Genomic DNA, 19,631 nt, shown 5'->3' with positions numbered 1-19,631 from the left:
TATCCGAAAAAACAAATAAAGCCCCGGCACCATCCGGGGCTTTTCAGTTTTGGCGCTTTGCAGCATAAGCTGCTTTATTTCGCGTGGGCGTCCCAGGCATCGGCCAGTTTCTGCCCCTCCGGGTGCGCCTTGCTAAAGAGGACATACATTGGGACCGTTCGAAGAACCGCACCTTTACCGATGGAGCCCGCATCAGCACCCAGGGTGTTTTCAACTGACAGGCTGCCGACAACCTCATTCTCGATCATGATATCGGCACGGCCAGCTTGAAGGAATTTCCATGCATTGTCTTCTGAAGACACGATGTGAATGTCAACACCGGCATCGGCCAGTGCACTTTCATACCAATAGCCGGAGAGCCCAACCACTTTCAGGCCTTGGGCCTTGATATCCTCAATCGAGGACACCGAAACGCCGTCTGGGTGCTTTTCCTTGTTGTAGAAGATGACATCGGTTTGCTCTTCAAGAGGAACTTTCGGATAGATGAAATCCGCAGCCCGATCCTCGGAGTGTGACCAGGAGAATGTGGCTGCCGTATCCCCGCGCCGGGCAACTTCGAGAGTGCGCTTCCACGGCGAAAACTCAAGCTCGACATCATAGCCAGCGGCCTTCAATACATCGAGGACACGCTTGGTATGCAGGCCTTGGTCCGGAAGCGACTCGCCGATATAAGGAGCCCACTCGCCAACACCGATTTTGACGGTATCTGCTTGAGCAGCGGCGGTTAGGCCAAAGGATACGACGACTGCAGATAGGGTTTTGATGAGTTTCATGACTTCCCCCGTGTTGATACTGATCGGGAGATGGCACGAAATTTCTGGACAGCCAGTTAACAAGGACAGATGAATACATACACCCGTTGAAAATCAGAAATACAAAGTGAACGATGTATTTCGATAATAATAAAAACCAAAAATAGACATCGAATACCTCAAATATTTATAGGCAATATTGCACATAAAATGGATCCGTAACGCTCAGGATAACGGCCGTATCATCTTAGAAGATGATACTCCCGCGGCCCGCCATCGACAGCGCCGTCGTACATGACAAGCAGATCAAACGAGTCCCGGTTTTCCGACAAAACCAGGACGGTCTCTGCTTTGTGGTCCCTATCCGGCATCTTTAGATCTGCCAGTGTCGAGAGGGTGAGGCTTGGGAACCGGAGATGGTGAAGCGCATAGTCCCCCTTTGATTGAACGGGACCGGACAACACGATCAAGCCATCAGAAACGGCCGCGAGATCCCGAACCCCGGCCCCACTCCCGAGCGCCAGCTCAATCACGTCCAAATCCGGTTTTGAGTTGGAAAACAGCGCATCGACATTCACACTGCGCAGAAATGCGCGGCCATCGACGGAAGGACCGCGCAGGCCAATGTACAGCCGGCCATCACGGTATGCGAGACCTTCGATGTTAACGCCGCCATCCCCCTCACCCAATGGCTTTTCAGCATAGTGGCCAATAGGATCCGGCGCACCTTTCAAGATCGCTCTGAGCTCATCGGTCCGCTCGATCACAGGGGCAACCGTCTTCTTGGAAAACTTGAACTCCGGGACCCCGGTCTCTCCATCAACCGGAAACCGGAACAAAAAGAAAGAGGAAGAATTGAACTCTGCTTTCTTGCGGCTCAGCCCGTGCGACCCGACGATATAGAAAAACCCGTCACCGTAGGCGGCGCCTTCCGCATCGATCTCGCCGGTTTTTGCGCCGTTAAGCTCCTTTGGCAACAAACGCATGGATTTACCCGGAATGATCCGGTTACCGTCTAGGGTGAAAAACTGCGTTCGCTGCTTTTCATCCAGCGCGACGACACAGACCGGCGGAGCGACTGGGGCGCAGGCAGCACCGCTAATGCTCTTGCGCAGCTTCTTCTTGCCGTCGAACTCAGGTTTTACCGACCATTCTGCGACAAAACCTGGCTCATCTGCACTCGCAAAACCTTGTAGCGCCGATAATACAGCCAACGCTCCGACTAAGGCACACATCAATGTTGCTGTCTTACGGATCACCGCTCTGCTCCCAAAAGTGTTTCGGATATCGATCCTAACAAAACATCCGTCAAAGCCAGCCCGTTCCAACGACCAAAATATGAACTCCTGAGTTCTCTCTACCTCGATCAAACAGGGTAAGCTCCGCAAAAGCTGGTTGCATCAAAAACAATCCTGCCCTAAGAACTACGAACATTAACGCACCAGTCACTCTTTGAGAGCACACTTGGCGCCGTGTTTTGGAACGACCAAAGGCCATAAGAAGACCCATGATCGCGCAGCGCGACATTGTAGCATCTTCTATCGACGCGCAGATCCTGCAGCGCGGCGGCCTTCTCCTACTTGGCGATCTCCTTCTTCTTAGATGCCCCTGAGCGTCGGCTGTTCGCATGTTTTGAAGCGAACGGGCACTTAGGGGAGAATTCTTAGAACCGCATCAGAAAATCCGGATCGCGCGCCCCACCCGAAAGCTCAAAACGGCCCGATCCAGCTAAGGGACGAAACATCATGACTGCCACTTCCGAGAAGGATCAGATCCGCATCTTCGACACCACCTTGCGCGATGGAGAACAATCGCCCGGTGCGTCCATGACCCTGGAAGAAAAGCTGCAAATAGCGGAAATTCTCGATGAAATGGGTGTCGACATTATCGAAGCCGGTTTCCCGATCGCCTCCAACGGTGACTTTGAAGCCGTACGTGAAATCGCCAAACGATCTCAGAACTCAACCATCGCCGGTCTGGCCCGCGCCATTCATGCCGACATCGACCGGTGTGGCGAAGCTGTCAAATACGCGGGAAAAGGCCGGATTCATACCTTCGTTTCCACCTCCCCGATCCATTTGCAGTTCCAGATGAACAAGAACCAGGAAGAGGTTCTGGAAATCATCACCGACACGGTTACCCGCTCCCGCAACCTGATCGATGATGTCGAATGGTCCGCCATGGACGCGACCCGCACGCCGATCGACTATCTGTGCCGCTGTGTGGAAGCCGCTATTAAATGCGGCGCGACCACGATCAACCTGCCGGATACCGTCGGTTACGCAACCCCGGATGAATACAAGGCGATGTTCGAGCAGATCATCGAGCGCGTCCCGAACTCCGATCAGGCCATCTTCTCGGTACACTGTCACGACGATCTTGGCTTGGCGGTTGCCAACTCCCTGGCTGGTGTTGCCGGCGGCGCACGGCAGATCGAGTGCACGATCAATGGCTTGGGCGAGCGTGCAGGCAACGCGTCCCTGGAAGAGATCGTCATGGCGATCCGCACCCGCGGCGATATCCTGCCTTATGAAACCCAAATCGACCCGCAATTCCTGGTCCGCGCGTCTAAAATGGTGGCTGGCGCTTCCGGTTTTGCCGTTCAGTACAACAAGGCCATCGTCGGCAAGAACGCGTTTGCTCATGAGAGCGGCATTCACCAGGACGGCATGCTGAAAAACGCAGAAACCTACGAAATCATGCGTCCGGAAGATGTGGGCGTCAAAGCCACGTCTTTGGTCATGGGCAAGCACTCCGGCCGTCACGCGTTCCGCGACAAGCTGCGTGAATTGGGCTTTGAGCTGGGTGATAATGCCCTGCAGGATGCCTTCCGCCGCTTCAAGGATCTGGCCGACCGCAAGAAGCACGTCTACGACGAAGACATCGAGGCGCTGGTCGAGGATGAAATCAACATCCTGGGCGAAAGCACCAAGGTTATCGCCCTGACGGTAATTGCCGGAACGGGCGGACCTCAGAAGGCGATCCTGACCATGGATGTCGACGGTCAGCATGTCACGAAAGAAGCGACCGGCGACGGCCCGGTCGATGCAACGTTCAACGCGATCAAGGCGATCTCGCCGCACGAGGCAACCTTGTCGCTCTACCAGGTGCACGCGGTGACCGAGGGCACGGACGCGCAGGCTGAAGTGTCTGTCCGTCTGGAGGCAGATGGCCGGATCGCAACCGGCAAAGGCGCGGATACGGACACGCTCGTCGCCTCTGCAAGGGCGTATGTTTCCGCCATGAACAAGCTGGCGCAACGCCGGCAGGCGAGCAATCCGGGGGCTCTGCAGGCCGTCTGATCCGAAGGGACAGCAGGTCCATAACCCTGAGAACAAAAAAGCGGCGCCGGAAGGTGCCGCTTTTTTCTTTGTGCACTGGACTATGCGGACATCAAGCGCTCATGAGGTAAGTCTGCATCGACGGGCTGAGCATCTGGAAGAGATCAGCCTGAATGCCATCGATGACCTTGCTCTCCCGATGAGTGAAACCGGCGTCCAGGACAACCTGCCGCATGGCCCGATTATCGACCCGCACGACGGATACGAGATGAGAGAAATAGGTTTCCCGGAAAAACCAGTCAGTCAGCGCTTTGCACAAACGCCGGGGCACATTCGACATCTTTCCGTGCGTGGACGGCAGGCAATAGCCAAGACTGATTTCAGACGTCTCGGACAAAGGCGTGAACCCTGCCCAACCAAGAAATTCCCCATCTTGTGTCTCGACCTTCCAACGGGAGACACCGAAGTCATCTTGTGACTGGAGCGCGGATTGGACAAACTTTTCGGCAGCCGTGGCTTTGCAGGCTTCACTGCGTTCCAGACATCCGTTACCGCCGCAATTCACCTGAAGTGATTTGATGAAGTCTGTGTCCGATAAGGACAGCGGAACAAGGCGAATGGTGTCGCATTCGAGAATTATCGTCTGCATATCATCCTCCCGGAAACCGGCTTTGGAGTTATCCATGACGAGGGTTCGCGGCCTCGTTTCTTTTCACAGGGCTGATGTAACCCTGAATTGTGCCTTTCGCATGACAGACCAAAGTATAATGCCAAAATATCGATGAAAATATTCGTATTTACAACAAGTTAACGTGAAACTCGCAGTGCACTGCACAAACTTCTGGCTTCACTCAGCGCGCAGAAACTCATCGGCAATTCGGGCAGTGTCAATTTCATTTGACGGGTCAAGCCGTTGCCAGTCCGGCATCTGATTCCGGAACCAAGTTTCCTGACGTTTTGCATACTGACGCGTTGCAACAACAAGCCGGTATTCCGTTTCCCCAATGTCGCTGCCGCCTGTTAATAACCCTGCGATTTCCTTTACACCAATGGCCCGCATGGCCGGCAATTTATATGACAACTCCCGCGCGAGCAGTGTTTTGACTTCTTCGATTCCCTCCAGGCTCAGCATGAGGCGGGCCCGTTTTTCAATCCTTTCGTGAAGCCATGGACGTGGAGGCGCAAGCACCAGACACAGGCAGTGTTTGATGTCCAAAAGCGGTGGAGACTGCTGTTCGGTCTGGAGCTCTGCCAGCGGCCGGCCGGTGGTTAAAAGCACTTCCAGCGCCCGCGCCAAGCGCTGCGGATCATTGAGCCCTTCAGCGCCGTCCCTGTCGCCCGCCTTTGCCAATGCTGCCTTGAGCTCTGAAACGCCGCCGTCGTCCGCCAGAGACCGGGCTTTTACGCGCACGTCTTCCGGGATCTCGGGGAGCTCGGCAAAGCCCTCCGTCAATGCCTTAAAGTAAAGTCCGGTTCCGCCAACGAGGACCGGGATCTGCCCGGCAGACCAGATCAACTCCAGTTCGTCTGACATTCGGCGCAACCAAGCACCCGTCGAAAAGGCCTCCGACGATGGCAGGACGCCATATAGGCGATGCGGAACCTCTGCCTCCTCGTCTTCAGATGGGCGCGCACTGACAAGGCGCAGATCCTCGTAAAGCTGCATGGAATCGGCATTCACAACGACCCCATTGACCCGTTTTGCCAATTCAATCGCCAAGGCTGACTTGCCGCTTGCCGTTGGGCCCGCTATCAGAATGGCGCGCCGCTTGTGCGCACTGCCCGGCCCTGTTTCAAAGGATTTGTCCATGTCCCTCGTCGCTACCCTGGTGTCAAAGCCAACCGCCCCTGCCGTAGGCGGAGATTTGGCTCAAAGGGCGGCGGAGGCGCTAAAGTCTGACACGCCGCCAACCACACTTAATCCCGGTGTAGCTGCGGATATCTTCTTTGATGGGGTCGACGCAAGAGCTGCCGACACAAAGCTACGGGAAATCATAGCTGCCGCACCGGTTGACGTATTCGTCCAGCCAGTGAAAAGCCGCAAGAAAAAGCTGCTGATTGCAGATATGGACTCCACCATGATCCGCCAGGAATGCATCGATGAACTGGCAGCCGAGCTCGGCCTGAAAGAGAAAATCTCCGAGATCACCGAGCGGGCCATGCGCGGTGAGATAGATTTCGAACCGGCCCTTCGTGAACGGGTTGGCCTCCTCAAGGGCCTGCCGCTTTCTGCCATCGACAGCGTTCTGAGCAATCGCATCACGCTCATGCCCGGTGGCCGCACGCTTGTGCAAACCATGAAAGCCAATGGGGCCTATTGTGCTCTGGTTTCAGGGGGCTTTACCCACTTCACAGGCACGATCGCCGCCATGCTCGGCTTTGATGAAAACCAGGCCAACATCCTTCTGGAGGATGATGGGAAACTCTCCGGCCTTGTCGCAGAGCCGATTCTTGGACGCGATGCCAAGCGCGATCGTCTGGAAGCACTGGTCGCGGACAAGGGACTGTCGTTCGATGACACGATAGCAGTTGGCGACGGCGCCAATGATCTGGCGATGATTGAGCGCGCAGGAGCCGGTGTCGCCTATCGAGCAAAACCGGCGGTCGCTGCGGCGGCCGACTTCCGCATCGACCATGGCGACCTCACCGCCCTCCTCTATTTCCAGGGATATGCGGATCAGGACTTTGTGCTGAGCTAAGAGCTTTCACTAAGCAAAAAGGGCGCCGATCGGCGCCCTTTCGATTTCACGTCAGGTTCGAAAACCCTAGTTGTCCTCGATCCGAACCGGAACGAAACGGACATCGCCGGTCGGATTGGCGAGAAGCAGAAGCGCTGACCGGCGGCCGTCATCCTTGAGCTTCTGGATTTCCGCTTCGACATCGGCTGGTGTCGAAACACCTTCCTGGGCGACCTCCTTGATGACATCGCCTGCCATCACCCGTTTTTCTTCTGCGGAAGACCCAGCCTCGACTTCGGTCACAACAACCCCGGTCACGTCTTCTTCAATGGAAAACTGCTGGCGCAATGCGTCATCCAGCTCCGCCAGTGTCATGCCCAGCACCTTGCTGGTCTCAGCAGGCTGATCCGGCTCTTGCTCTGCAGGAGCGCTTGCCTCGGCCACCTGGTTTTCTTCAAGGCGCTCCAGGGTCACACGGATCGTGACTTCCTCGCCTTTCCGAAGCACAACGACATCGACTTCCTTGCCAATCGCTGTTTCGGCAACCATCCGCGGCAGTTCCCGCATGGATTCAACGGTCTTGCCGTCAAACTTGATGATGACGTCTCCAGCCTCGATGTTGCCCTTGGCAGCCGGGCCATCGTCAGTTACGCCGGCAACAAGGGCACCTATGGCATCGTCCATGCCAAGGCTCTCGGCGATCTCATCTGTCACTTCCTGGATCCGAACGCCAAGCCAGCCACGGCGGGTTTCACCAAACTCGCGCAGCTGATCGATTACGCGGATGGCAGTCTTTGCCGGGATCGCAAAGCCAATGCCGATGGATCCGCCGGACGGCGAGATGATAGCCGTGTTGATGCCGATCACGTTGCCGTCCATGTCGAACAGCGGACCACCGGAGTTGCCGCGGTTGATGGAGGCGTCCGTCTGAATGAAGTTGTCATAAGGACCCGCATTGATGTCGCGGTTCCGAGCGGACACAATACCAACAGTCACCGTGCCACCAAGGCCGAACGGATTGCCGATTGCCATCACCCAGTCGCCGACACGTATGCCGTCAGAATCGCCGAAACTGACTTCCTTCAGAGGCGTTTCCGGCTCCACCTTGAGAACGGCGATATCTGTTTTTTCATCCGTTCCTATCACTTCGGCACGCAATTTGGTGCCGTCGTTAAAGTTTGCCGTGACTTCGTCAGCACCGTCAATCACATGGTTGTTGGTGATGATGATCCCGGCTTCGCCGTCCAGAACAAATCCAGAACCGAGGGACTGGACACGGCGTGGCTGATCATCGTCGCGGTTCTGGCGGTTGAAGAATTCTTCAAAAAACTCCTGGAAAGGAGAGCCTTCGGGAACCTGTGGCATCGGAACAGACCGCTGTCCCTGGACTGTTTGAGCCGTAGAAATGTTCACCACGGCATCCGCCAGGTTCTCGGCAAGGTCTGCGACACTTTCAGGTCCATGGCCGTCATGCGCATGGGAACCCTGGAAGGGAGTAACCGCAATCAAACCGCCGAGCATAATGCCAGCCGTTGCACAGACAACGCGCGGCATGCCTTGGCGTAATAGTTTCAGAGCCATAGGGCTTTATCCTCCATACCAGCCATCGTGACTGTCGTGAGAGTGCAAACGGGACTGGGCCAGGCCCAGAACTTAGCTGATAATATAGAACGGGCGGGAGGTTTTGGCCCCTCCCGCCCTTAAACTTTTCGCTATCCGCGGATGATCCACACAAGAAATACGCCAATAACGGCTGCGCCCAGTCCTGCGGCACGCAATGTTTGGTCCGGTGTTTCCAGAGCGCTGCGCATGACATTCTTCATGCCACCTGGCGCAATCGCGTACAGAACTCCTTCCAACACCAGGACCAAACCGATCGCCGTTAAAAGCTCATTCATTGCGCGGCGAGCGAGGGTGACCGGATATCTTCCACATCGTCAGATCCACTACCGTTGGCCGGAGCATTCACCCCGGTTGGATCCTTGAAGAACCGGAAGAAGCTGGAATCCGGAGACAGGACCAAGCTCGTATCGCCCGCTTGCAATCCAGCTTCATAGGCCTGCATGGACCGGTAGAAGGCAAAGAACTCAGGATCAGCGCCAAAGGCTTGCGCGAAGATTTTGTTTCGCTCTGCATCCCCGTCACCGCGAATGATTTCTGAGTCCCGGTTGGCTTCCGCCACAAGAACGGTCGCGTCACGGTCCGCACGGGACCGAATTCGACGGGACTGTTCTTCACCCTGAGCTCGGATCTCTGTTGCTTCACGCTGACGCTCGGTCTGCATGCGGGCGAAAATCGCCTGAGAGTTTGCATCGGGAAGGTCTGCGCGACGGATCTTCACGTCAACCACCTCGATGCCCAGCTCTGCTGCGGCTTGAGAGACTTCCTGCCGGATCAGCTCCATGAGACCGGACCGGTCATCCCGGACGATCGCCTCGAAAGACGCCTTGCCGAGCTCAGAACGCAGCGAAGACTGCAGGAACGTCGAGAGACGCTGGTTAGCCGTCCGAATGTTATTCACGCGCTGATAGAACAGAACCGGGTTGGAAATCCGGTAGCGCGCGAAGGCATCCACAACGAGACGCTTCAGGTCAGCCGCGATAACTTCCTGCGGGCTCATGTCCAGGTCGAGGATACGCTTGTCGAGATAAACAACGTTCTGAACGAACGGGTATTTCAACTGCGGGCCTGGCTCCTGGATCACACGATCCACCCGTCCGAGCTGCAAGACCAGAGCCTGCTGCGTCGGGTTGACCACAAAGATCGAGGTGTACAGCAGGAAGCCGAGTACAACGACAACAATACCAAAAATACCGCTACGCATGATCAGTTCCCTCCCGTGCGGGTGGACTGGCCGCCACCGCGTCCGTTGAGGTCGTTTAGCGGCAGGAAGGGCAAGACGCCGGATCCGGACGACTGGCTGTCGATTATGATTTTGTTATTCTCGCCCAAGACTTTCTCCAGGGTTTCCAGATACAGGCGTTCGCGGGTCACATCGGGCGCGAGTTTGTACTCCTGATAAATTTTCGTGAAGCGCTGCGACTGACCGGTTGCCTCGGCAATGGTTTGTTCCTTGTAGGCATTTGCAGCTTCCAGAACCCGAGCTGCTTCGCCGCGCGCTTCCGGAATTTTCCGGTTGGCGTAAGCTTGGGCTTCGTTCTGGATCCGCTCTTGGTCGGCACGCGCCGCTTGAACGTCACGGAATGAGTCGATGACCTGCTGTGGCGGATCAACCTTCTGCATCTGAACTTCGGTGATTTCGATACCGGCCAAATAAGAATCGAGCGTGCTCTGCATCAAAGTGGCCACGTCGTTCTGAATGGTCACACGGTTTTGCGTCAAAATCGCATCGATGTTTGACTCACCGACCACTTCACGCATCGCGCTTTCAGCAACCGCTTTCACGGTGCCTTCAGGATTTTGAATGTTGAACAGGTAATTGGTGATACCATCACGCGTGTTTTTGATACGCCACTGGACCTTGAAGCCGACGTCAACGATGTTTTCATCACCGGTCAGCATGAGGCTTTCTTCCGGGACATCGCGGGAGCGGACTGCGCCGGTGTTGGTGAAGAGCTCCTCAACACCAACGGTGGTTTCGCGCTGCTGCTCGACCTGCGGCTTGTAGACCTCACCAATCGGGTATGGCCAATTGTAATGGAAACCGGTGCCAGTCTGGTCTGTAACCTTACCAAGCACAAGTTCGACACCCACCTCACCGCGACCTTCGTCAACGATGTAGACACCGGTGGCGAGCCAACCGAGGACACCAAGTCCAATCACAATGAGAACGCCCAGGATACCGAGACCGCCGCCACCACCTGGCAGGACGTTTTTCATGCGGTCTTGGGTGCGTTTCAGGAGTTCTTCAAGGTCAGGCGGATTGCCACCGCCGCCGCCACCGCCCCGATTGGGACCACCGCCCCACGGACCATTGTTGTTTCCTCCACCGCCGCCCCATGGGCCGCCGTTGTTTCCACCACCCCAGGGGCCACCACCGCCACCTGACTGATTGCTCCAAGGCATCAAGATTTCCTTCTGTGAACTCCAGCCCCGATAACCGCGGCTGGATTTTGGCTTTCGCCCGTTCTGACTCAACGTAGGTTATAGGGAAGTTACCATGTGCTTTCAACGCAGCACCCGGCTTCCTGCCATATCAACAACGCGATCTTCCCGGACCGCAGGTGGGCTATTTGCACTCGATTTTCAAGCCCCAATAGGTGTTGAACCGGACTTGAATGGCCGTTGGTAAGTTCTAATGCGACGCAATCATGTCGATGTGGGGTATATCATCTTCTAAATAGACCTCGGAAACCGTCCGAAACCCAAGGGATGCATAGAATTTTTCAAGATGAGCCTGCGCGGAAAGGTGCACTTGTCCAGCAGGCGCAATTTGCCGCGCCTTTTCCATGCCCGCCAGCATCAAGTCCCGGCCAAGACCAAGGCCGCGATGGGACTGCGCTACAACGACACGGCCAATCCGGACCGCGCCATCGTCACTCGAAGACAATCGGATTGCGCCAGCGAGCGCGCCGGTTTCCGCATCGCGCAGGAGATAATGCTCAGTGTCCGGATCTTTGCCATCGATTTCCGGAAAAAGGCAATCCTGTTCCAGCATGAACACATCCTGCCGGAGTTTTAAAAGATCATGTACGTCCCGTGGGCTCAAAGCGTCAAATGTATTCCAGGCGCCATTAAGCTTATTCTTCAATATTGTCTCCAAAGGTCGCGTGAGTGCTCATTTGCGCCGATAGGTCACAAAGGTAAAAGGTGCACTGTCTTTTTCCGTTTGCTCTCCGGATACCCGGGCAGTTTCCGACCAGATAGCAGTATCAATCTCAGGGAACTGCGTATCTCCGATGGGTTCGGCAGCGACCTCGGTGATTTCCAGACGATCAGCTAGGTCCATCGCCTGGGCATAAATCTGACCACCGCCGATGATCGCGATCTCATCTGCTGATGTGTCTGCGGCGATTTCACGCGCACGGTCTATCGCACTCTGTAAAGAGGTCGCCGCTTCGGCGCCGCCGGGCTTGTACTCAGGATCCCGCGATATCACGATGTGCGGACGGCCAGGCAAAGGTTTTCCGCCAAAGGACAGAAACGTTTTCCGGCCCATGATGACAGGCTTGCCCAAGGTCATGGCTTTGAAGCGCTTAAGATCGGATGACAAGCGCCAGGGCATATCATTGTCGGCGCCAATGATCCCGTTTTTGGCCACAGCAGCAATAACGACAATTTCAGACAAAACCCACTCCCGCTCGATTCTCGATGATCAACCGGCTCGTAACACGTGTACCAGCCGGAAAACGAGCGCTTTTTCATACGCGGCGCTTTTGTACGGCACGGGCTTGACCTTCCTGCAACTGGAAGCCCTATCGTCCCACCCTATTATTCCGAAGACGACCGGCCCTGCGTTCTAAGCCCGACAAGCCCGGTCCCATCCTCGCTGACACTTTTATGGCCGTGAAGACAGCATGAATAGAAGACAGTTCCTTAAATCAATATCTTCCGCTGCAGCGCTATTGAGCATGCCGCGATTTGCAATGGCAGCGAGCGGTGATGGCTTTATTCAGCTTGAAGCCGTCAAAGGGCAAAGCAGGCTTTACGGCGAAGATGGCGGCCTGTCCGATCTATGGCTCTACAACGGGAAACTCCCCGGACCGGAAATCCGCGTAAAGCGCGGGGAGCGGGTCAAGGTTCGCTTCAAGAACAGCCTTGACGAACCGACATCAGTCCATTGGCATGGTATCCGGATCGACAATGCCATGGATGGCGTTTCCGGACTCACGCAGCCAGCGGTGCAGCCCGGTGAGACCTTCGACTATGATTTTGTCGCCCCGGATGCTGGAACATACTGGTATCACGCCCATCACATGAGTTGGAACCAGGTGCCGCGCGGGTTGGCCGGTCCCCTAATTGTTGAAGAAGAGGACAATCCCTTCTCACCGGATGCTGACATTATCCTGTCGCTGTCCGATTGGCGATTGGACGATAATGGCCTGCTCGATACGGCGAGTTTCGGTGCCCGGCATGATTTCTCTCATGCTGGACGGCTTGGCAACTGGTTGACCATCAACGGCACATCGCTGCCCGACATTCCGGTCAGAAAGGGCCGCTGGCATCGTATCCGCCTGATCAACACCTCAGCCTCTCGTGTCCTTGATCTGGCCCCGTCCCGTTTTGGCGCCAAGGTCATCGCACTGGACGGTCAAGGCTTCGGCACGGCCAGAGACATTGACGGCGTCATACAGCTCGCGCCTGCCCAGCGCATGGATCTCGTGATGAAGCCAGACAGCGCCGGCCCGATCCCCTTTGAGATGATGACAGGCCAGCCGTTCACCTTTGCTAATTTCGTTGTGTCCGGTGAAAAAGCAGAGCCAAAGGAACTGAGAGTTCCAGCCCCCAACTCTCTTCCAGAACCCGATCTTGTGAACGCCCGGTCTTTCCCGCTCGACATGGCGGGCGGCGCCATGGGCCGGATGCAATCAGCAACAATGGACGGCCAGGAACTGTCCATGCGGGAATTGGTGCAGGCCGGAAACTTTTGGGCGTTCAACGGCCAGGCGGGCATGGGTGACAAACCGCTTTTCTCCGCAAAACGCGGCGAGACAATCATTTTGGAAAGCACCAACAACACCGCCTTCCCCCACGCGATCCATCTGCACGGCCATCATTTCCGTGTTCTGGAGCGCAACGGCGAGAAGCTGGCTCATCCGGACTGGCGCGACACATTTACAACCCAGCGCGGCGAAACCGTGAAGATTGCATTGGTCGCTGACAATCCCGGCAAATGGCTGGTTCACTGCCACATGCTTGGCCATGCGGCCTCCGGCATGATGGATTGGTTCGAGGTGGCGTAAGTCCGCCTCTGCAGTGGACCGCCGCACGAGACGGGTGGCGCGAGTGGGCTCGTTACGGCTATGTTGGCCACATATCGATACTTGCACATCCAGATTGACTGTTTCTGTGACCACTTCAATTTCAGTTTTCGCGGCGACCCGCAGCGGTTCAGCTCTAGCCCGGTGCCCTTTTGACTGACCCGGACCAAACGCAGGTATTTCCGGCGGCAATGACCGACGATATCGTCGCTTCGTCCCGAGACGGGATCATCACCATTGATCCGCACGGCGTGCTCACCTCATTCAACCCAGGCGCTGAAGCGATCTTTGGGCTCACGGCAACCGACGTGGTCGGACTGACCGTTGCCGAAGTGTTCCTGCCGCTGGAAGATCTCGACGCCTTCACAGACTGTGTGCTTGAGGCTGTCCGGCAGCCGGACAAGGAACACGTTGCGACGATCAGCCTGGAACGGCCGGAGGGTATCCTCCACCTCAGTGTCCGGACGGTCTTGCTTCACCGGAAAGGCTCGGATGAACGCATTGGCGTTCTGGTCATGATTGCCGATGAAAGCGAGCGGGTGGAGCTTTTGACCCGAACGGCCGACCGCGAACGCGAGCGGGCAGCGACGGGGCGTTTCATTGTTGCGATCCTGACGATTTTCAGCGTGTTCACACTACTCCTGGAGCCGATCCAGAAACTCGCACGGGCTCATTTTTACGACCTCGGCCCGGTAATCGCGCTCCTGACACTTGTCATCATCGCGTTTTTCCTTGACCGCTGGTCCTCTCCGGAAAGCCGGACCCTGAAGCTCAACCTGCGTCCGGAAAGGCGCTATGTGGTTGAGAGTATTGTTTGGTCGTTGGGATTCTGTGTCCTGATGACTTTCGGAAAACTGATCTTCATTTTGCTCGCCCGCGAGGACGGTGCAACGCCGCCTGAACTGTTCAGTTTCCTGGTTCTGGACGACGGAACACGGGTCCGGGAGCCCGGGTTGTTTCTCATCGCATTGGCGATTTACCTGGTTTCGGTGCTGTTTCAGCAATTTGCGATCCGCTGCGCCATCCAGGCACCACTCCAGAGTTTTCTCACCGGCGTGATCGGCCCGGCAGGCTGGGTCGCCAATCTGGTGTCCACACTCCTGTTCGCGGTTCTTCACGCCCATCTCAATCCGCTCGTATCGCTCGCCGTGATTGTTCCGTCTCTTCTTTGGGGCTGGTTGTTCATGCGCTCCGGCAGTGTCGTTCCTTCAATCATTTCCCACGCCATCATCGGTGTTTACGCGATCTTCATCTTGGGGATATTCGCTGGTCTGGACCAGGTATGAGCCGCAATCGGAATTTTTCATGATCAAGAACGCAGCACCGGCCGGTAAAAGGCCTAAGGTTTTGATCGTGAACGCCTATGTCGATCCGTGGCGCTCTGCGGCACCCATGCGCTTGTTTATTCCGCGCGCGATGGCACCCTATTATCTTGCCGGGCGGCTAGATAAAACCAGAGCGGACGTGCGCGTCTACGACGAAGTCTATCACGGGGCGCTGCTCAATCCCCGTCTGCTTGACTGGCCGGACATGGTCATTCTGACCGGATTGACGGCTGCCTTTGACCGGGCCCGGCAGTTGTCTGCCTATTTCAGAAATGCCCGGCCGGATGTCACGGTCGCTATTGGCGGTCCGATTGCCCGCACACTGCCCGCTCTGTGTGCTGACGTCTTTGACTATGTCTGCCAGGGCGATGTCGAGACCTTCGATGATTTCATTGACGAAAGACTCGGGGCAGATTGTCGGGCAGAAAACCCCGCCCCCCGCTTTGATCTTGCGGGCTGGTCCTACGGCCTTGGATTTGTCGAGACGACAAAGAATTGCAATTTCAAGTGCGCCTTTTGCTCCCTGACCGGCGAGGGACGCGCCTATCAGTCTTATTCGTCGGCCGGGATCACCAGCCAGATCGAGGCTGGCGGCAAGACTTCCATGCTGATGGTGCTGGACAACAATTTTTACGGCAACAACCGCGCGGATTTCGTACGCCGGACGGAACTCCTCGGCGACCACTGGCGGCGCGGCAGATACCGTGGCTGGGGGGCATTGGTCACCGGTGATTTTTTCAAAAACCCGGAGAACCTGGCCATCATCGCCGCCAATGGCTGCAAAGCCTTGTTCTCAGGCGTTGAATCACTCGATCCGGCGGTCTTGAAAGCCTACAACAAAAAGCACAGTCTCTCGTCCGATCCGAGGTCGCTGGCGCGGCTGTGCGCCGAGTACGGGATCCTCTTCGACTACGGCATGATGCTGGACTTTTCCCATCAGACGATCGCAGAAATCGACGGGCAGATCGACGGATTGCTGGCCAGTCCGGAAACACCGCTGCCGGCGCTGATGTCCTTGACCATTCCGATCCTCGGCACGCCGCATTTTAATACTGCCGCCACTGAAGGGCGTTTAATGCCGAATGTGCGTTTGGCTGACATGGATGGTCAAAAACTGGTGGAGTGGCCGAAGGAACCGCTGGAAGAGGTTGTTCCGTATCTTGCAAACCTTCTGCAATTCAAAGGCCGGAAGCTCGCGTTTTCCCGCCATGCGGTGCGCCATGCATGGTCACGGCGGCATTCGTTCGATACGCTGCAAACCTTGATCAGCATGCTCGGCCCGATCGTCCGATATGCGGGCGGTATCCGTATCGGAGATCACCGGCAAATGCATCAGACGTGGCGTGAACCGAAACGTACTTTCAATGCAATGACCGAGCCGCTGAGTGTCGCCTACGAGCCATTGCACCGGATGGACGCAAAATTCGCTAGGTATTTCGAACCGCTGTTCCTCACCGACGCGAAGGGGCAGCTCACCCAGCCAATAGCGGACGCGATCCGTCCGCCACTGCCACGGACAGCCCATGAATTACTAAAAAGCGATGTGGCTTGAAGTGCAAATAAGCAGACGAAAACGTCAGGTATCGTACTCGCTCAGATCCTGAGGCGCATGCAGCAGCGTGGTATCGTATTTCGGCAGATCGTCCGTCATCTGGAGCCAGGGCAGCTTGCTTTTGTAGTTCACATGGAATTCAGGCTTGAAGGTTTCAGGGTGCTCCAGCGTCGCGGCATAGAGGTGCATGCCGCCTTTGTAGTGTTCGGCCTCGAAGGCCATGGGCGTTCCGCACGTATCGCAAAAGTGTCTGTAGACACCTTTTGAACTTTCCAGGGATCTGGGCGTCGCACCTGTCCACCTGAAATTCTTTGATGGCACGCCGAGCCAGGCAACCAACGGCGCCGAGCAATTGCGGCGGCAATCATCACAGTGGCAATAGCAGCCCCAGGTAACCTCACCGGTAAATTCCCAACTGGTCTTCTTGCAAAAACAGTGCCCGCGCGTCGTCATGTCCTCTCCCGCATTCTCCGAACTCAGCTGGTCCTGCCTGGAAGAGCAGGCCCCACCAAATCTATTGCAGAATGAAAGGCAAATAGAGCCCAAGAATAGACAGGCACTTTCTCCAATCCGGCATCTGGCGCATCCGGATCAGAAGCTCGTCGTCGGTCTCACACCGCAATAGGCGCTGCAATGTGCGGATGCGGGTCGTAGCCGGTCAGTTCGAAGTCTTCATACGTGAACGCAAAGAGATCTGTCACTGCGGGATTGATCTTCATCTCAGGCAGAGCGCGCGGCGCTCTCGTGAGTTGTTCGCGCGCCTGATCGAAATGGTTGGAATAAAGGTGCGCATCACCAAGTGTGTGCACAAAGTCGCCGGGCTTGAGCCCTGTGACCTGTGCGATCATCATCGTCAGCAGGGCGTAAGATGCGATGTTGAACGGCACACCGAGAAACACATCGGCTGAACGCTGATACAGCTGGCAGGAGAGTTTGCCGTCAGCGACATAGAACTGGAAAAGCGCGTGGCACGGTGGAAGCGCCATTTCGTCCACCAAGGCCGGGTTCCAGGCTGAGACAATGAGGCGGCGGCTTTCCGGGCTTTTGCGGATCATCTCCAGAACGTTCGAGATCTGATCAATCGACTGGCCACTTCCGTCTCTGTAGGGAGCCGGCCAGGAACGCCACTGGTAGCCATAGACCGGGCCCAGATCGCCGTTTTCATCGGCCCAGTCGTCCCAGATCTTGACGCCATGTTCCTTCAGGTAGGCAATGTTCGTATCACCTGCAACGAACCAAAGCAGCTCGTGAATGATCGAGCGCAAATGCAGCTTCTTGGTCGTAACCAGCGGAAAGCCTTCAGACAGGTCAAACCGCATCTGATGGCCAAAGATCGAGCGTGTTCCGGTTCCTGTCCTGTCGCCCCGGTCGATGCCGTCTTCAAGGATCTTAGAAAGGAGATCGTGATATTGCTGCACGGCGGGCGCCCTTCGTCATACTGCCGGAAACGTATCGCTAACTTCGCAGATTCTGCCAAAAACACACCCCCTGCCCCGGACTTTCCCCAGCTCCGGCCACAGGACCGGCCGTCTGCCTGTGGATGATCTTAGCCAACCAAGCGCCGGTCCTTTGGCAAAGCCCTTTCAATTCAAACCGAAAGTGCCTATATCAGGGGTGCTGGTTCGCCAGCTATGGCAATAAATTGTCAGTGTAATAAACCTATCGGACCCGGGGGCGGTACCCGGCGCCTCCACCCAAGCCCATAAGGCTTAAAGCTTTGAGCCCATATGGGTTTCGGCGGGGGCGAAATAGGATCGACGAGGGCGTAAAGACTGTGCTTTTGCTCGGCATTGTACCACCGTTATCGGGCTATCTCAGTAGTTGCAAATGACAACACTGCTATGGACAACGCTGTAGCTGCGTAATGCGGTTCCGGTAGTCCACTAAGTCCTGTTGGTTAGCCCCTTCAGGCGGGGTTCGAAGGCACCTGGCAACAGAAGCCTTCACTTCACACTCCTGCCTGCGCAAAAGCGAAAGATAGGCCTCCGGCAAAGGCGAAACATTTGCACTGCCTATCGCCGCCCGCTCCATAAAGCGCTATCCTTGGAAAAGGGCCTTTCCTTTTTGAACCTTGCCCGTCAATGTGCTTTTCTGAGATGAAATTCAAAGCGAGATTCGACTGAACACGATGTCTGAAGACCTGTTGCGATACGATATCCTGATCCAGGATGCCCTGCGTGGTGCTGTGAAGAAAATCCTCGCGGAGGTTGGACGCACCGGCCTGCCCGGCGATCACCACTTCTACATCGCGTTTGAAACAACCGCACCAGGTGTGAAAATCTCCCAGCGTTTGAAAGAGCGCTACCCGCAGGAAATGACCATCGTCCTGCAGCACCAGTTCTGGGATCTGGCGATCGGCGAACATGCCTTCGAGGTTGGCTTGTCCTTTGGCGGCGTTCCAGAAAAGCTGCTGGTGCCCTTCTCAGCAATCAAAGGCTTCTTTGATCCTTCCGTTCAATTCGCGCTAGAATTCGATCCGGGCAAGACAGCCGAGGAACTGCCGGAAGACCTGCTGGAAGCGGTCGAAGAGCTTGCGAAGGCGGAACAGGAAACCACCGAGAAGCTGATGACAGCCGACAACAAGCAGGATGATGTTCCTGCTGTCGAAGCTGAGAAAAAAACCAAAAAACCCGATCAAGACACTGAAGACGGTGACGGCGGCGGTGAGGTTGTCTCGCTGGACGCTTTCCGGAAAAAAACCTGACCCTCAGGACAAGGCCATGAGCGCCGAAATTGTCAATCTGCGCCAGGCGCGCAAGCACAAGCAGCGGCAAACCAGGGAAAAAACCGCTGAAAGCAACCGCCAGAAGTTTGGCCGGACCAAAGCCGAACGCGAGGCGGACCGCCGGCGCCGGGACATGCATGAAAAGCAGGTAGATGGCCACAAGCTTGACGGACCGGCCACCACTCCGCCAGGCGACAATTAACCCTCATGGCGCTCCAGAAAAGATCGGTTTCCCTACACGGCCACCGGACCAGCGTCGCCCTTGAGTCGGAGTTCTGGGCGGTCATTGACGAAGCCGTAAGAGCAGAAAGTCGCTCCCTTGCCAGCGTGATCGCAGAAATAGACGACACGCGGGATCCGGACGATCCGCTGTCTTCTGCCATACGCGTTTGGGTGCTCAAACGGGCGCAATGGCGTGCTGATCAAAAAGCATAATT

20 protein-coding genes and 1 other RNA gene are annotated in these 19,631 nt (G+C 56.2%); 9 read left to right on the top strand and 12 right to left on the bottom strand.

Features of this window, described 5'->3' with window-relative positions:
- Positions 1–74: 74 nt before the first annotated feature.
- Together SADFL11_RS01235 and SADFL11_RS01230 are read right to left on the bottom strand one after the other, a co-directional pair.
- Positions 75–773, bottom strand: a complete 699-nt coding sequence (locus SADFL11_RS01235; protein WP_008191294.1) for a substrate-binding periplasmic protein — start codon at positions 771–773, stop codon at positions 75–77.
- A 221-nt stretch (positions 774–994) separates the two neighbouring features.
- Positions 995–2,011: a DUF3616 domain-containing protein gene (locus SADFL11_RS01230; RefSeq protein ID WP_008196357.1), complete on the bottom strand. Its 1,017-nt coding sequence runs from the start codon at positions 2,009–2,011 to the stop codon at positions 995–997.
- A 486-nt stretch (positions 2,012–2,497) separates the two neighbouring features.
- On the opposite strand from SADFL11_RS01230, the gene SADFL11_RS01225 reads away from it, so the two are divergent.
- A complete protein-coding gene (locus SADFL11_RS01225; protein ID WP_008193919.1) occupies positions 2,498–4,054 on the top strand; it encodes a 2-isopropylmalate synthase in 1,557 nt (518 codons plus the stop codon).
- Between the two features lie 91 nt (positions 4,055–4,145).
- Here SADFL11_RS01225 and SADFL11_RS01220 read toward each other — a convergent pair whose 3' ends face one another.
- Positions 4,146–4,682 carry a GNAT family N-acetyltransferase gene (locus tag SADFL11_RS01220; RefSeq protein ID WP_167578936.1) on the bottom strand — a complete coding sequence of 179 codons (537 nt, stop codon included), beginning with the start codon at positions 4,680–4,682 and terminating at the stop codon, positions 4,146–4,148.
- Between the two features lie 198 nt (positions 4,683–4,880).
- Positions 4,881–5,843: a tRNA (adenosine(37)-N6)-dimethylallyltransferase MiaA gene (gene miaA, locus SADFL11_RS01215; protein WP_008191989.1), complete on the bottom strand. Its 963-nt coding sequence runs from the start codon at positions 5,841–5,843 to the stop codon at positions 4,881–4,883.
- Between miaA and serB the strand changes: the two genes are divergently transcribed.
- Positions 5,842–6,732, top strand: a complete 891-nt coding sequence (gene serB, locus SADFL11_RS01210) for a phosphoserine phosphatase SerB (RefSeq protein WP_040450802.1) — start codon at positions 5,842–5,844, stop codon at positions 6,730–6,732. The genes miaA and serB overlap by 2 nt on opposite strands.
- Before the next feature lie 66 nt (positions 6,733–6,798).
- Here serB and SADFL11_RS01205 read toward each other — a convergent pair whose 3' ends face one another.
- The 6 genes from SADFL11_RS01205 to SADFL11_RS01180 all read right to left on the bottom strand — a co-directional run bounded on the left by SADFL11_RS01205 (position 6,799) and on the right by SADFL11_RS01180 (position 11,959).
- Positions 6,799–8,292: a Do family serine endopeptidase gene (locus tag SADFL11_RS01205; protein ID WP_040450803.1), complete on the bottom strand. Its 1,494-nt coding sequence runs from the start codon at positions 8,290–8,292 to the stop codon at positions 6,799–6,801.
- Between the two features lie 131 nt (positions 8,293–8,423).
- A complete protein-coding gene (locus SADFL11_RS01200; protein WP_008190419.1) occupies positions 8,424–8,609 on the bottom strand; it encodes a DUF2065 domain-containing protein in 186 nt (61 codons plus the stop codon).
- A complete protein-coding gene (gene hflC, locus SADFL11_RS01195) occupies positions 8,606–9,535 on the bottom strand; it encodes a protease modulator HflC (protein ID WP_008191269.1) in 930 nt (309 codons plus the stop codon). The genes SADFL11_RS01200 and hflC overlap by 4 nt, the downstream gene beginning before the upstream one ends.
- A gap of 2 nt (positions 9,536–9,537) precedes the next feature.
- Positions 9,538–10,737, bottom strand: coding sequence for an FtsH protease activity modulator HflK (hflK, locus tag SADFL11_RS01190; RefSeq protein ID WP_040450804.1), 1,200 nt, complete (start codon positions 10,735–10,737; stop codon positions 9,538–9,540).
- Between the two features lie 229 nt (positions 10,738–10,966).
- Positions 10,967–11,422, bottom strand: a complete 456-nt coding sequence (locus tag SADFL11_RS01185; RefSeq protein ID WP_008190272.1) for a GNAT family N-acetyltransferase — start codon at positions 11,420–11,422, stop codon at positions 10,967–10,969.
- A gap of 27 nt (positions 11,423–11,449) precedes the next feature.
- Complete coding sequence (locus tag SADFL11_RS01180; RefSeq protein WP_040450805.1) at positions 11,450–11,959, bottom strand: dihydrofolate reductase; 510 nt, start codon at positions 11,957–11,959, stop codon at positions 11,450–11,452.
- 283 nt (positions 11,960–12,242) lie between these two features.
- On the opposite strand from SADFL11_RS01180, the gene SADFL11_RS01175 reads away from it, so the two are divergent.
- The 3 genes from SADFL11_RS01175 (at position 12,243) to SADFL11_RS01165 (ending at position 16,469) form a co-directional block, all read left to right on the top strand.
- Positions 12,243–13,574: a multicopper oxidase family protein gene (locus SADFL11_RS01175; RefSeq protein ID WP_008195945.1), complete on the top strand. Its 1,332-nt coding sequence runs from the start codon at positions 12,243–12,245 to the stop codon at positions 13,572–13,574.
- A gap of 209 nt (positions 13,575–13,783) precedes the next feature.
- Positions 13,784–14,878 (top strand): type II CAAX endopeptidase family protein, encoded by a 1,095-nt coding sequence (locus SADFL11_RS01170; RefSeq protein WP_008189828.1) that lies wholly within the window; start codon positions 13,784–13,786, stop codon positions 14,876–14,878.
- Between the two features lie 19 nt (positions 14,879–14,897).
- Entirely contained in the window at positions 14,898–16,469 is a 1,572-nt protein-coding gene (locus SADFL11_RS01165; RefSeq protein ID WP_008195927.1) for a B12-binding domain-containing radical SAM protein, read from the top strand.
- 24 nt (positions 16,470–16,493) lie between these two features.
- Here the strand turns inward: SADFL11_RS01165 and SADFL11_RS01160 are convergent, their stop codons facing one another.
- Positions 16,494–16,922, bottom strand: a complete 429-nt coding sequence (locus tag SADFL11_RS01160; RefSeq protein ID WP_081450476.1) for a GFA family protein — start codon at positions 16,920–16,922, stop codon at positions 16,494–16,496.
- 158 nt (positions 16,923–17,080) lie between these two features.
- Positions 17,081–17,887, bottom strand: a complete 807-nt coding sequence (locus tag SADFL11_RS01155) for a thymidylate synthase (RefSeq protein ID WP_008195085.1) — start codon at positions 17,885–17,887, stop codon at positions 17,081–17,083.
- A gap of 159 nt (positions 17,888–18,046) precedes the next feature.
- On the opposite strand from SADFL11_RS01155, the gene ssrA reads away from it, so the two are divergent.
- The 4 genes from ssrA to SADFL11_RS01135 all read left to right on the top strand — a co-directional run bounded on the left by ssrA (position 18,047) and on the right by SADFL11_RS01135 (position 19,629).
- Positions 18,047–18,417, top strand: a transfer-messenger RNA (tmRNA) gene (gene ssrA, locus SADFL11_RS01150).
- A gap of 180 nt (positions 18,418–18,597) precedes the next feature.
- Positions 18,598–19,173, top strand: coding sequence for an SspB family protein (locus SADFL11_RS01145; RefSeq protein WP_008190511.1), 576 nt, complete (start codon positions 18,598–18,600; stop codon positions 19,171–19,173).
- A 16-nt stretch (positions 19,174–19,189) separates the two neighbouring features.
- On the top strand, positions 19,190–19,396 hold the full coding sequence (locus SADFL11_RS01140; RefSeq protein ID WP_008190160.1) for a DUF4169 family protein: 207 nt from the start codon (positions 19,190–19,192) through the stop codon (positions 19,394–19,396).
- A 5-nt stretch (positions 19,397–19,401) separates the two neighbouring features.
- On the top strand, positions 19,402–19,629 hold the full coding sequence (locus tag SADFL11_RS01135; RefSeq protein WP_008196101.1) for a ribbon-helix-helix domain-containing protein: 228 nt from the start codon (positions 19,402–19,404) through the stop codon (positions 19,627–19,629).
- The last annotated feature ends 2 nt before the right edge of the window (positions 19,630–19,631 follow it).

Source organism: Roseibium alexandrii DFL-11, from assembly GCF_000158095.2.
GTDB classification, from domain to species: domain Bacteria; phylum Pseudomonadota; class Alphaproteobacteria; order Rhizobiales; family Stappiaceae; genus Roseibium; species Roseibium alexandrii.
The sequence above is the reverse complement of the archived record's forward strand: the minus strand, read 5'-3'. Positions and strand labels throughout refer to the sequence as shown.

What these genes read in the sequence shown, in the direction of transcription:
- SADFL11_RS01135 (WP_008196101.1), top strand. Translation starts at nt 19,402, where the DNA reads ATGGCGCTCCAGAAAAGATCGGTTTCCCTACACGGCCACCGGACCAGC.
- SADFL11_RS01225 (WP_008193919.1), top strand. Translation starts at nt 2,498, where the DNA reads ATGACTGCCACTTCCGAGAAGGATCAGATCCGCATCTTCGACACCACC.
- SADFL11_RS01170 (WP_008189828.1), top strand. Translation starts at nt 13,784, where the DNA reads ATGACCGACGATATCGTCGCTTCGTCCCGAGACGGGATCATCACCATT.
- SADFL11_RS01200 (WP_008190419.1), bottom strand. Translation starts at nt 8,609, where the DNA reads ATGAATGAGCTTTTAACGGCGATCGGTTTGGTCCTGGTGTTGGAAGGA.
- hflC (WP_008191269.1), bottom strand. Translation starts at nt 9,535, where the DNA reads ATGCGTAGCGGTATTTTTGGTATTGTTGTCGTTGTACTCGGCTTCCTG.
- hflK (WP_040450804.1), bottom strand. Translation starts at nt 10,737, where the DNA reads ATGCCTTGGAGCAATCAGTCAGGTGGCGGTGGTGGCCCCTGGGGTGGT.
- SADFL11_RS01165 (WP_008195927.1), top strand. Translation starts at nt 14,898, where the DNA reads ATGATCAAGAACGCAGCACCGGCCGGTAAAAGGCCTAAGGTTTTGATC.
- SADFL11_RS01145 (WP_008190511.1), top strand. Translation starts at nt 18,598, where the DNA reads ATGTCTGAAGACCTGTTGCGATACGATATCCTGATCCAGGATGCCCTG.
- SADFL11_RS01140 (WP_008190160.1), top strand. Translation starts at nt 19,190, where the DNA reads ATGAGCGCCGAAATTGTCAATCTGCGCCAGGCGCGCAAGCACAAGCAG.
- miaA (WP_008191989.1), bottom strand. Translation starts at nt 5,843, where the DNA reads ATGGACAAATCCTTTGAAACAGGGCCGGGCAGTGCGCACAAGCGGCGC.
- SADFL11_RS01205 (WP_040450803.1), bottom strand. Translation starts at nt 8,292, where the DNA reads ATGGCTCTGAAACTATTACGCCAAGGCATGCCGCGCGTTGTCTGTGCA.
- SADFL11_RS01235 (WP_008191294.1), bottom strand. Translation starts at nt 773, where the DNA reads ATGAAACTCATCAAAACCCTATCTGCAGTCGTCGTATCCTTTGGCCTA.
- SADFL11_RS01175 (WP_008195945.1), top strand. Translation starts at nt 12,243, where the DNA reads ATGCCGCGATTTGCAATGGCAGCGAGCGGTGATGGCTTTATTCAGCTT.
- SADFL11_RS01220 (WP_167578936.1), bottom strand. Translation starts at nt 4,682, where the DNA reads ATGCAGACGATAATTCTCGAATGCGACACCATTCGCCTTGTTCCGCTG.
- SADFL11_RS01160 (WP_081450476.1), bottom strand. Translation starts at nt 16,922, where the DNA reads ATGACGACGCGCGGGCACTGTTTTTGCAAGAAGACCAGTTGGGAATTT.
- serB (WP_040450802.1), top strand. Translation starts at nt 5,842, where the DNA reads ATGTCCCTCGTCGCTACCCTGGTGTCAAAGCCAACCGCCCCTGCCGTA.